We start from the raw sequence: 12,400 nt of genomic DNA on the forward strand, positions 1-12,400 counted from the left end.
TTACAGCAGGGTTAGCTGGCGGCGGTAACCGGCTGGCTGAGCAGATCCAGCAGCGTAACCGGTTGATGCAGTGCAGCACTGCGCTGCGCTTTCTCAAGAAAGGTTAAGCCACTCAACGCGGTATCAATACCCAGGCTGTAATCATTATGCTCACCGCGCAAACTGTGCGCGATATCCACGTAATAATTGGCAAAGGCTTCGATAAACCCGGCAGGATGACCGGCTTTGAAGCGGCAGTAGCGAGGCAGATTAGCGATGCGGTTGGCGTTATCGGTACGATCAATTAATGTGACCTGCCCCTGTGCGTTGGTGAGCTTCAGGGTCTCCGGTTCGACCTGGAGCCATTCGGCACTGCCTTTATCACCCATCACCCGGATGCGTAAGCCATTGCGGTAACCCAGCGCGGCTTTGCCATACCAATACTGGCATACCAGGCCGTCTTCATAACGGGAAACGGCATGCACGGTATCGATGATATTGGGCAGCGAGGTGAAGTGGCTATTGATGGCATATACATCGGTTGCCCGGCGTTGCACGACAAAATCCACCAATTGATGGACATGTACGCCGAGATCGAGAGAGACAGTTGGGATCACTCCGTCGGATTGTCGCCAGCTTTGCGGACGAGCCACTTCACCGGCCGGATTGCGGCGACTAAAGCCTTCCTGCGGCATTTCCACCAGTACTTGCTGAATATCGCCGAGTTCGCCTTCCGCGATGCGTTGACGCAGTTCGCGCACCATCGGGTAGCCACTGTAGTTATAGGTGACATACAGACGGCCACCGGTGCGTTGCAGGGTACGGTGCACCAGCTGGGCGCTGGCGACGGACTCGACCAGCGCTTTTTCACAAATCACGGCGACGCCGTATTCCAGGCAGCGCACGATCACATCAAGATGATGGGGGGTTGGCAGTAAAATCACCACGGCGTCCAGTTGGGCATGTTCGGCAGCCAGTAACGCCTCGTAATGGTCATACAGGCGTGCTGCCGGGATCCCCCAAGCCTGTGCCGTTTGCTGGTTAATTTGTGCATCGCGGCTGAAACAACCGGCGACCAGCTGGAACTCGCCATCCATCTGGCAGGCAATTTTATGCGTCTGGCCGATGGCGGAATTCATCCCGCCACCGAGAAAGGCCAGTTTGAGCGGCTGGGTCATAATGATCTCTCCTGTTGTATCGACGGGTTGAGATATTGGTTCAGATGAGGAGTCAGCTCTGCCAGCGTGGTCAGGCTGTCGCATTCGGCAAACACCAGACCCGCGCGATCGCGTGGTGCGGCCTCCAGCGCGTCGCCTGGCATTTTCAGCGGGATCACATCCAGAATCTGTGCCGGTAATGTCGCGAAGTGAAAACCAGGGAAGCGGGTCGCCTCGGCTACCGAGACGGTATGACGGGCGATAAAACGCTGACGTACCGGACGGCGTTGATCAAAATGGTCGTCAAGACCGATAAAGGGGGCGACAAAGTGGCTACAGTACGGCACCCCGGTGGAGAGGCTGATCAGGCGACTGTAAAGATCGCCAGGACAACGGCGCGTCAGTTCAATCAACCAGAAATCGTTGCCATCAGTCATAAACTGGGTGTGCAGCAGACCATCAACCAGACCAAGTTGTGCGGTTAGCGTCGCCAGACAGTCACTGACCCGATCCTGCATTGCGCTACTGAGCTGGGTGGTGAGGGAGCTGCTGTTGACCTGCCACGGATAGACGGTGCAAAACTCATCGACAAAGAATTCACAGACGATTTCACCGTTGCGAACAAACGCCGAATGACTGTGCAGCGTTCCCCGAATAAATTGTTCGATCAGCGCCTCACCGCTGCGCGATGCCTGACGGGCTGCGTCAAAGGCAGTGGGTAACTGTGCACGTTCGCTGATATGCGTAATACCCAGCCCACTGTAAGCATCCACGGGTTTCACGATTAATGGTAAAGGGAGCGATTCGCTCTCACTTAGCTGCTCAACAGCGGCAGGAACCGGGAAATGGTTGGCCTGTGCCCAACTGCGGAACTGGTCCTTCTGAAACAGCGTGTCACTCACCTCGGGAGAGTCGAATCCCGGGAACCCGAGCTGGTCAGCCACGCGTGAGCCGGTGAGATAAGACACATCAGTGACGCCGGGCAGCAAGGCAGCAATGCGCCATTCACGGCACAAATCAATCACCTGCTGGACATCACCATAGTTAACCGGGCTGCTGTCATCAGCGAAACGATGGCCGGGGTCCTGGTTTTTACTGCCACAGACCGCAGTGCGATAACCCTGTTGGCGTAACACATCGAGAAAGGGCAGCGATGCGAATCCCGCATCCAGCAGCAGCGCCCGTGAGGGTGAAGACATGGTGTCCAACCTTAGCCTGAGTAAATTTAACGGTTTTATTTTATGCAGCAGGCAGTGGGAACAATGGCTTAAACAGACGGGCTTTTTGGCCTGATTTGCCGGGTTTTGCCAGGGTGTGGCAGCAAGACGCTTCAGGGTGACGATAAAATCGTGATGCAGGTCGGTTTGTGAACAAGTCTCAGGGAAGGAGAGCAGGATTTCAGGTAAAAAAGGGGCTGCTATAGTCGGTGAACTGACGCGCGCCGCGTCAGATTTAATGATGGATTATTATCGGCCTGATAAGGAAACAATTATGCCTGATGCTAATAACGTGAATTCGGTAGTCAATTTCAATCGGCAATCAACATTATCCACGCCAGCAACCTCGCAAATCAGAACCACAGCTGTCACATTGTTAGCAAATAGTTCGGCACGGCTATCATTACCGCCACAGTTAATGCCCGCACGGGTTTTATCGCGCGCAACCAGTTTATCCTTACCTCTGTTATCTTCCCGTAGTAACGTGGTAAATCAATTTACCCGATCAATTCGTACGATATCTCCGGTCACAATTCCCACGTTGCAGCGACCCTCTCCGGTATTGGCAATGGATTGCAGCCGCGATATGAATAATAAAAAACAGCGTATCACGGGTGATTGGGGAGTAAAGGGTATATTGCAATCTACGGATAATATAAAGAATGCTATAAAAGAAAAAAAATTTATCAGGAAAAATGCGGCTCAGCAGCTGGCGAAACTCTCACTGAATAAGCATGAGAGTAATCAGGTTGAACAAATTAAACAGGATATATTAAGAAACATACGCCAGCCCGGCAAATGGAATCATCAGGCGATTGATATTGCAGTGGCGGCGCTGGCGAATGCATTTAACCTTCACTTGAATATTTATGACGCCGATTTGGGTTTTTCTGTTAATATTGGGCAATCACCAACGCCACAAAAGACGATAAATTTACAAAGGATCAGGGTTCATGATCAGGAACATTATCAATTTATCGATGATTCCGGCGTCGTTCGCGATGTAGCGGCGGATGGAAATTGCCTGTTCACGACAGTATCTATTGGGCTGTACGGCGATGAAGATTCCTGGGGTCATTTAAGGAATGAAACAGCGAGTCATATTAATGAATATTGGGATGATTATAAAGAATTTATTGAGCAACCATCGGAAGATACATCATTAAATGAACGCTTGTCAGAACTGACTGAAAGCAAACCGCATATTAAAGATAACATCCTCGATATCACCGCGCGAATGCTGAAAGAGAATTTATACAGCTTTATTGGACGGTACGTAACGCCGGTGCAGGTCATTGCTAAAGCAGATGAAGTAACTTTACGAAACGTGTTGCATCACTTTTTATCGATCTATGATGTGAAAAAGCTGGCTGAAATAAAGCAAGCCATTACTCGCTGGCAACTGGACCCGGTGGAAGAAAAACGACAGCTGGGGCGTTTACAAACGCTGGCAGAACGTTCTCAACATAACCTGCGCTGCCTGGAGTTTCGTGAGCAGGCCGGTCAGCAAAAACATAAAGATGTTAATTCACTGAAGATTTTTGCGACGGCCATCAGTAATGATCTGGTGAGCATTATGGTGGGTACAGGAATCAATCCTCATCAGCTGCTGGCCTTTCTTGAGGCAACCGAAGCCGCGAATCTGCTACAGGATGCCGGTTTGCTCGGTGCCACCTGTGAGGATCTGGCTGATATCTTACAGGGGACGGCAGAAGATCCTGATTTGCCAGCCGAATACATGCGCATTAAGGAATACTCGGTTCAGCGCCAGATTGAACAGTTAAAAGAAGATTTTGAAGAGAGTCTTGTTGCCCTTGCTCAGTTTGATCAAGATATCGATGCCGACGGTTTTTTCATTATGAGCGATCGGCAATTAGATGATAATTATAGTCCGGAGAATTACAACCACACCGATAAGCTTGATGATGTAGTGAGCAGGGAAGGTGTTAATAAAAAAGATGTCATTGCTCATCGAAGCAGGCGTTTATTAGAGAAGCTTTTTATGCAGCGTGTGGCGGTTAATCATCTTTTTGAGGATGTAATCTATAACGGCCCGCTGTTTATGGTGAGGAGCGTAATTAATCCTGAGCAAAGGGAGGTGTATTATGATGGTGAAATCAGTGAAAAAAGTGTCAGGCATCATCTTAACAATAATCGCGCGGCCAGATTAGCCAGCCTGAAGCAATATATGACCGGTGCGCCTTTTATACTTGGTGAAGGGGAACCGGTTAAGGATATGAACCTGGATGGTCTCAACTATGGTGATAAAGGGTTGAGTATTGAGACATTAAACCGGGAATTGATCGATAATCCGACTGTATCAATATTTCGCCTGAATCGTATTGGTCTCTGGAGTAATACGGTAATTTCTAAAATCACCCAAACCGGGGTAATGGATTTCCACTGGATGGATGAGTTAAAGGATGATACGGTCGAGGCCTTATTTCAGGGGGTAAGAAATCCGGGAAATAATGATGAGCTGGATAGCTTGTTATTATTCTCATCGTTAATGCGTATCGGAAAGATAATTAAAGGGGATGAATTCGATGAACACCAGATTGCCGGACTTATCGAAGAAGGTCTTGAACCCTTTACCCTGGGGAAATTATCACTAACACTGGACGAGCTTGCCCATCTGTTGTTTTTACTGCCGTATGGCGTAGACGGGGGACGGGGTATTATTGATATTGCCACAAAGATCGATGAAGAATGTGCGGAAGGCGAAGTACCTTATAGCCCAGTCGCTGACTGGAAAATGCTGGTAACTCTGTTGGCCGATAAAACAAGGTTCAGAGAAAGGCTCCAGTTACGTTTGCAGGTTTTACAGGAAAAAATTGATCATATTCCTCTTCCGGCGTTCTGCCGCTATTTAGCCCGACAAGGGAATATGATAGTTATCGAGGAGGACGAATCGCAGGAGTTTCTGGCTTACTATGAACCAACAGGTCAGGTTGTTTTTACGCCACCGGCAGAGCAGCCAGACCAACCTTTCATGGTGCTGCGTCCTGATTCCTTAGAAGTCTATGATGGCAGAGAAGCAGAACCGATCGAATTTTCCCGCTTTGAACAAACTAATTTCTCTGCCCTGCGGGCAATTATTGAAACTGAGGCAATCCGTTTTGCGAATATACGCATGCGCAAACCCACTGACGCGGAGAATCGGGAGGCTTTAGAACAATTTGCGCTGAACATCTTAGCGCACCATAAAGGCTAAAAACTCAACAACGATGCGATTTATCGTACCGCTACTGAATATGCCAAAACAGAGGAGGTACATCAGAGAACAGAGGTTATTGTGTTTTTATTTCGCACCAGGAATATAAAAGCCTGTTGTAATGATTGCTGATATAAACATATTCAGTGTCAGAATAAATGATGGATTATCAAGGCTTAAGAAGGAATATATCATGCCAGATTTTCATAATGTTCATTCATTAGTGAATTTTAATCGCCAGTCCACATTATCTATCCGCCCACCTGCATTGAAAAAAATAACAACGGTTGCATCATTAAATAATACCACCGCATCAATCGCTTCACGTATTATGCCACCAGCACTCCGGCCAGAGCGGAATCTATCCTCTGCTGCCAGTCAATCTTTCCCTTTCCGCAACCATGCAGACAGTAAATTTATCCGTTCAATTCAGAAAATAGCGCCATTTAGTATCGCGCAGAAAAGACCGTCTTCGGTTATGGAGATTACCCGTGGTCGCAAAGAGCAAGTTAAAAGTAAACGCTTTGATCCCAGCTGGGGCGCGAGCGATATATTAAAATCAGGGAGTAAAGCAAGATATAATGCAAAAGTAAAAAAATCGATCCAAAAAAACGCCACACAGTTACTGGAAAAACTTTCATCACAGACGAAGGAAAAAAGTGAAAGCGAAAAAGAAAAAGAAAATTTATTAAGTTGCATTCGTGAGGAAGGCAGATGGGATCATGATGCCATCGATATTGCCGTGGATGCGCTGGCTAATGCCTGCAATATACGAATCCGAATCTATGATGCTGATGTGGGAATGATTGCTGATGCCGGTCAGGAGCAGAATGCACAGAGAACCATTAATTTACAAAGAGTCAGGATTCGCGGTTATGAGCATTATCAATTTATCGATAATGCAGGTTACGTGCATGATGTGGCGGCCGATGGCAATTGTTTGTTCCGCTCAGTATCCATGGCGTTGTACGGCGATCAAGACTCCTGGATTTATTTAAGAGGTCAGACAGCAGATCATATTGAAAATCACTATGATATTTATCGGGAATTTGTTCGGGTAGCACCGTTGGAGCTGGCACCAGATATAACCGGGCAGGAAAAAAAACTTGAAGATCTCTTGCCAGATCTTACGCTAAGTAAGCCACACGTTAAGGATATTATTCTGGATAACTTCTTAACGACGTTGCAAAAGGATTTACGCAGTTTTATCGGGCGCAGTGCGACACCATCGCAAATTGTTTCTGAAAAAGATCAACGAATTCTGAGAAATGCTCTGCACCATTTTTTATCGATCTATGATGCCAGCAGGTTTCAGGGAATAAAAGAAACGATTGCTTATCTGAAGCCAGTTGAGCAAAAGAGAATCCTCGGTCGTTTACAGTATCGGATCGAGCGTGCTCAGGATGGCGAGTACAACCTTGAGTTAAATGAGCAGGCAAGCAGGCAGAAGGTCAGGGAAATGGCTTCACTGAAGATCCTTGCCAATGCCATTACCCATGATCTGGTGACAGTGTTGTTAGAAACCGGTATCAGTCCTCACCAATTGCTGGCTTTCATTGAACTGACTGAAGCCGCGACATTGCTACAAGAGGGCCAATTACTCGGTACCGCATTGGAAGATCTGGGAGAAATTGTGCTGGAAATGGAGAAAGACCCCGATTTACCCGAAGATTGCCAGCGCATCAGAGAGCCAGCGGTTCAGGAAAAGATAGATAATTTAAAAGAATGCTTTGAAAAGGATCTGATTGAACTGGCACACTTTGTTAATAACATCGATTTTGAAGGGCATTTTTTTCTGAATGAGCAGCAATTAGACGAGAATTATAGTGCTGAAAATTATAATTACACTGACAACCTTGAGGTTGTGCTCGCCAGAGAGGGTGTAATTAAAGAACATTTGATTGCTAACCGTGTCAGGCGATTGCTGGAACATCGTCACCTGCAACGTCTCCCCATGAGTAATCTTCATGAGGACGCGGCTTATAATAGCCCATTATTTATGACGAGAAGTGTGATTAACCCGGAAGAAAGGGGGCTGTATTATGATGGCCGCCTTAGCGTAAAAAACCTTAAGCATCACCTCAGAAATAATCGCGCCGCCAGATTGGCCAGTCTGAGGCAGCATATGATTGGAGCACCGTTTATTCTCGGCGAGGGTAAGCCCGTTACCGGTATGAATCTGGATGGTCTCGACTATGGTGATAAGGGACTAAGTTATAAATTTCTCTATCAGGAATTAATCGATAATCGGAATATTTCCATCTTTCGCCTTAATCGTATTGGTCTCTGGAGTAATACCATTATTTCAAAAATAACCAAAACAGGCATGCTTGATTTTCACTGGATGGATGATTTCCCGGATGACGTGTTAGAGTTATTATTTTGCGCATTCAGAAATCCCGAACAAAACGGTGATCATGATAGTTTATTATTGTTCAGTGCACTGCAACGTATTGGTAAAAAACTTAATGGAGATAAATTTGACGAGCATCAATTCGGAAAATTAATTCAGGACGGTCTTTACCCCTACACGCTGGAAAAGCTATCTCTGAAAGTAGATGAACTGGCGTATCTGCTGTTTTTATTCCCGAATGGTGTTGATGGCGGCCGGGGTATCCTTGATATTGCTGCATTGATAAATCAGGAACCTGTTGAAGGTGAGATACCTTATAACCCTCACGCTGACTGGAAAAAACTGGTGACCTCGCTGGCAATGGACAAAACCTGGCGGGCAAGGCTGGAAGAGCGTCTTCAGGTGTTGCAGACTGCCATTGATGATATTCCCTGGGAGCGGCTATGCCACTATCTGGCCCGGCATACGAATATCATGGTGGTTGAGCAAAATCAGGTACGTGATTTTGTCGCTGATTATCAACCGAACGGAGTGGTCAGTTTCATACCACCCGCCGATCAGCCAAATGAACCCTGGCTGTTGCTGCGTCCGGATTATTTAGAGGTTTACGATGGCGAAGGGGTATCACTCGGTGAATTTTTCCGTTTTGAAAACACCGGTTTTTCCGCACTGCGCGCCATTATTGATTCAGAAGCGTCGATTTTCTACGATACTCACGGTCGTTTCCCGACCGATTCAGAAAACCGGGAGGCGCTAGAGCGTCTTGCTAAACAAATTTTAGCGTTGCATAAAGCGCAGGAAACCCGCCAAAATTCTATCTGACAGGTTATCTTTCCGCAGCGGTACGATTCAGTGTGCCGCTACCATAAAAAAAGTAACCATCCTGTTACAGAACCCGCCTAATCTGCCGATAACCCCTTTCAGAATCACACCAATTATTGCCTTATTTTTTCCATTTTCTGGGGTGTCTATGCGCTTCAATTATGACTTGTTACCCGGTGAGCTACTGACTTTTGAAGAGATCGCATTGCGCTACACGCAACAGCATCCTGACGAAAAAGAGCTTACCTCCCGCGGGTTGCTGAGCCCGTCAACCAGCTATCGCAATTTGATTATCCGCGCAGTGTTTGCCCAGCAGGAGTTCAATAGCCCGCTGGAAGATCTGTTATTTGTCTCGGATGATAACGAACGTAAAAACTATCTGCGCCGTTTTGAGCATTACCTGAAAAACCAGCAGGCTTTCCTTTATTTCCGTCGTACTGATGAAATAAAGAAAGAAAATCGCTGGAAGGTGGTGGGGGAAACCCGGGTCTATGCGATGCTCGATCCGCATTCTGCCGAGGCGCAAAACATGCTGGCGAGCCGTGGTTTTAAGCTGGTACTGATGCGCCAGAATGAAGAGGATGAATACTGGCAGTTGTTCGACCCACAGGCGCACCCTTGTTTCCCGCTGTCACGTAAAGTGCAATTCCTGGTGGTACTGAGTACGCCGCAACATAAAGTACCGATCGCAGTGATGCCCGGCATCGAAGTGGGCAGGCGGGTTAAAGCCAGAGTTTTCCAGCGCGACAGCCAGGCCGAATTTAGCGCCGCGGTTAAGGCGCGTTATGGTGCCTGCATTATCACTGGTACCCGGTTGACCGAGCGCCATAGCTGGCCCTGGGTTGAAGCCTGCCATATCGATACCCAGGAAAATGATGATGGATTTCTCGCCGATAATAGCGTGGACAACGGTTTGTTCCTGCGCAGTGACTTACAACGGCTGTTTATCAACCGAATGTTAAGCATTGATGCGGAAACTGGCCAGGTGTTGTTCAAATCACAACTGGAAAGCGACGATAACATTAATCCTTTTTATCAGGTGCTTGAGGGTAAAATCTGTGCGCTGTGGGATGCGGTGCCGCCCGGCACGCGGCAGCGTCTGCGTAATCTGCGTTAATCTCCCGATGGATGGCGGCTCATGATGCTGCCATCTATTACAAATTTGAAATAACCGCGCTTTGCCCGCCTATTCACCCAATCAAAACACCCTACAGAATTGGATAATCATGCCGATAACTTTACTAACGCAGGGTAGTCAACGTGAACGATCTCTATACCGCCGATGGCGTGATGGATAAACATTCGCTCTGGCAGCGCTACGTTCCTCTGGTGCGGCATGAAGCGCTGCGTCTGCAGGTGCGCTTGCCAGCCAGCGTTGAACTTGACGATCTGCTGCAGGCCGGTGGCATTGGTTTACTGAACGCCGTGGAACGCTACGACGCGTTACAGGGTACCGCCTTTACCACTTACGCCGTGCAGCGCATCCGGGGATCAATGCTGGATGAATTGCGTAGCCGTGACTGGGCACCACGCAGTGTTCGCCGTAATGCGCGCGAAGTGGCGGGTGCCATGCATCAGGTAGAACAAGCGATGGGGCGCGCGGCTACCGAGCAGGAAGTGGCTGAGCAATTGAATGTTTCGCTGGAAGAGTATCGGCAGATTCTGCTGGATACCAACAACAGCCAGCTCTTCTCCTACGACGAGTATCGGGAAGAACACGGTGACAGCGCAGAGCTGGTGACGGAAGGGCATGAAGAAGCCAACCCGCTTCATCAACTGATGGAAGGGAATCTGCGTGAGCGCGTAATTGAAGCGATCGAGGCATTGCCCGAGCGTGAAAAATTGGTGCTGACACTGTACTACCAGGAAGAACTGAACCTGAAAGAGATTGGCGCGGTGCTTGAAGTGGGCGAATCCCGCGTCAGCCAGCTGCACAGTCAGGCGATTAAACGCCTGCGTGCCCGATTAACGGGAGCGCGCTGACAGAATCAGTTCCTGGCGATCCAAAAATAATAAAACCGGGGACTCAGCAATGGGAGCCAAATCCAAAGCCAGACCTTTAAGTCGCTACCTTAAAGACTACAAGCACAGCCAAAGCAATTGTTCGCACTGTGGCAAAGTTCTTGACCGTATGGCGTTAGTGTTCCGTGGCCAGATTATCAATAAGGAGGCCATCGCACGGATGGACCAGATGATTGACGATCAGGTCTGGATGAAACTCCAGCCGGAATTGACTGCCTTGTGTCGTTTTTGCAGCGATATTTTTTGTAATACTCATCCGAATTACTTCGATATCATGGCGTTCAAACAATACCTCTTTGAACAGACTGAGATGAGTCACAGCACCATTCGTGAATATGTGGTGCGGTTACGTCGTCTCGATGACATGCTTAAGGCGAAAAACTTCCCGGCAGAACGCTTGCGGGGCAACAGCTGGCATGAATGTCTGGAGAACGATTTACCTGATGCCGGTAACAACAACTACCGCATCGCTTTGCGCAAATATGACCAGTTTTTAGGCTGGCAGCGCAGTTAACTGTGATCCTCCCCTCTGTTGTTGTCGAAGACGTCAGCAACAGGGACCGCACCCGGTGATTTCCGGGTGCGACTTCTCTCATCTTCTGCAACACTGTAAGAATAATCGCACTTAGCCCGAATGGAGGCTGCATTGTCCTTACATCTTTTGCACCAGTATCCCCGTCTTGAATTACTCGGTGCACCTACGCCGCTGGAACACCTGCCACGTCTGTCTGACTATCTGGGCCGTGATATTTTCATCAAACGCGATGATTTCACGCCGATGGCGTTCGGCGGCAATAAACTGCGCAAACTTGAATTTCTGGCGGCCGATGCCCTGCGCGAAGGCGCGGATGTGTTGCTGACCGCTGGCGCTATCCAGTCGAACCATGTGCGCCAGACCGCCGCGGTGGCAGCGCGTCTTGGCCTGAAATGCGTGGCGCTGCTGGAAAACCCGATTGGCACCCACGCCGCAAACTACCTCAGCAACGGTAATCGTCTGCTACTCGATTTGATGGATGTTGAAGTGGTGATGGTGGAGGCGTTACACAACCCAACCGCACAGCTGGCGGAGCAGGCAATCCGCCTTGAAGCGCAGGGATTCCGCCCTTATGTGGTGCCCGTTGGCGGCTCCAATGCGCTCGGGGCGCTGGGATATGTCGAGTGCGCGCAGGAAATCGCACATCAGAGCGAAGGGGTGGTGGATTTTGCTGCGGTGGTTGTCGCGTCTGGTAGCGCCGGTACCCATGCCGGTCTGGCGATTGGTCTGGAGCAGTTGCTGCCAGATAGCGAGCTGGTGGGGGTGACCGTTTCGCGTAAGGTGGCCGATCAATTGCCAGTGGTGGAGCGCATCCGCAGTGCACTGGCACAGCAGCTGGAGGTCACCGCTAAGGCGCCGATTACCCTGTGGGATGACTATTTTGCCCCGCGCTACGGTGAACCGAACGAAGAAGGGATGGACGCCGTCAAGCTGCTGGCGCGGCTGGAAGGCATCATGCTTGACCCGGTGTACACCGGCAAAGCCATGGCCGGTCTCATTGATGGTATCAGTCAGCAGCGCTTCCGCCGCGAAGGACCACTATTATTTGTTCATACCGGCGGTGCGCCCGCGTTATTTGCTTATCATCCTTCGGTCTGAGGC

At 49.1% G+C, this 12,400-nt stretch carries 8 protein-coding genes; 6 read left to right on the top strand and 2 right to left on the bottom strand.

Annotated features, from left to right (window positions below):
* Positions 1–11: 11 nt before the first annotated feature.
* Both RCF31_RS01480 and RCF31_RS01485 read right to left on the bottom strand, forming a co-directional pair.
* The gene (locus tag RCF31_RS01480) at positions 12–1,157 is read right to left on the bottom strand and encodes a Gfo/Idh/MocA family protein (RefSeq protein WP_416412248.1); all 1,146 of its coding nucleotides are present in this window, start codon (positions 1,155–1,157) and stop codon (positions 12–14) included.
* Positions 1,154–2,335, bottom strand: a complete 1,182-nt coding sequence (locus RCF31_RS01485) for an ATP-grasp domain-containing protein (RefSeq protein ID WP_416412249.1) — start codon at positions 2,333–2,335, stop codon at positions 1,154–1,156. The genes RCF31_RS01480 and RCF31_RS01485 overlap by 4 nt, the downstream gene beginning before the upstream one ends.
* A gap of 292 nt (positions 2,336–2,627) precedes the next feature.
* Between RCF31_RS01485 and RCF31_RS01490 the strand changes: the two genes are divergently transcribed.
* From RCF31_RS01490 to RCF31_RS01515, 6 genes are all read left to right on the top strand, one after another.
* Complete coding sequence (locus RCF31_RS01490) at positions 2,628–5,567, top strand: OTU domain-containing protein (protein WP_416412251.1); 2,940 nt, start codon at positions 2,628–2,630, stop codon at positions 5,565–5,567.
* A 193-nt stretch (positions 5,568–5,760) separates the two neighbouring features.
* Positions 5,761–8,742, top strand: coding sequence for an OTU domain-containing protein (locus RCF31_RS01495; protein WP_416412252.1), 2,982 nt, complete (start codon positions 5,761–5,763; stop codon positions 8,740–8,742).
* A 148-nt stretch (positions 8,743–8,890) separates the two neighbouring features.
* Complete coding sequence (locus RCF31_RS01500; RefSeq protein ID WP_416412253.1) at positions 8,891–9,859, top strand: HNH endonuclease signature motif containing protein; 969 nt, start codon at positions 8,891–8,893, stop codon at positions 9,857–9,859.
* Positions 9,860–10,002: 143 nt separating this feature from the next.
* Positions 10,003–10,725: an RNA polymerase sigma factor FliA gene (locus RCF31_RS01505; protein ID WP_084875557.1), complete on the top strand. Its 723-nt coding sequence runs from the start codon at positions 10,003–10,005 to the stop codon at positions 10,723–10,725.
* Between the two features lie 49 nt (positions 10,726–10,774).
* Positions 10,775–11,278 (top strand): flagella biosynthesis regulatory protein FliZ, encoded by a 504-nt coding sequence (gene fliZ / locus RCF31_RS01510; protein WP_013509525.1) that lies wholly within the window; start codon positions 10,775–10,777, stop codon positions 11,276–11,278.
* Between the two features lie 132 nt (positions 11,279–11,410).
* A complete protein-coding gene (locus RCF31_RS01515; protein ID WP_416412255.1) occupies positions 11,411–12,397 on the top strand; it encodes a D-cysteine desulfhydrase in 987 nt (328 codons plus the stop codon).
* Positions 12,398–12,400 lie beyond the last annotated feature (3 nt).

The sequence above is a fragment of the Pantoea sp. App145 genome, assembly GCF_047947045.1.
GTDB lineage: Bacteria > Pseudomonadota > Gammaproteobacteria > Enterobacterales > Enterobacteriaceae > Pantoea.

Coding starts and splice junctions, on each gene's coding strand:
- RCF31_RS01480 (WP_416412248.1), bottom strand. CDS start 1,157: ATGACCCAGCCGCTCAAACTGGCCTTTCTCGGTGGCGGGATGAATTCC.
- RCF31_RS01485 (WP_416412249.1), bottom strand. CDS start 2,335: ATGTCTTCACCCTCACGGGCGCTGCTGCTGGATGCGGGATTCGCATCG.
- RCF31_RS01490 (WP_416412251.1), top strand. CDS start 2,628: ATGCCTGATGCTAATAACGTGAATTCGGTAGTCAATTTCAATCGGCAA.
- RCF31_RS01495 (WP_416412252.1), top strand. CDS start 5,761: ATGCCAGATTTTCATAATGTTCATTCATTAGTGAATTTTAATCGCCAG.
- RCF31_RS01500 (WP_416412253.1), top strand. CDS start 8,891: ATGCGCTTCAATTATGACTTGTTACCCGGTGAGCTACTGACTTTTGAA.
- fliZ (WP_013509525.1), top strand. CDS start 10,775: ATGGGAGCCAAATCCAAAGCCAGACCTTTAAGTCGCTACCTTAAAGAC.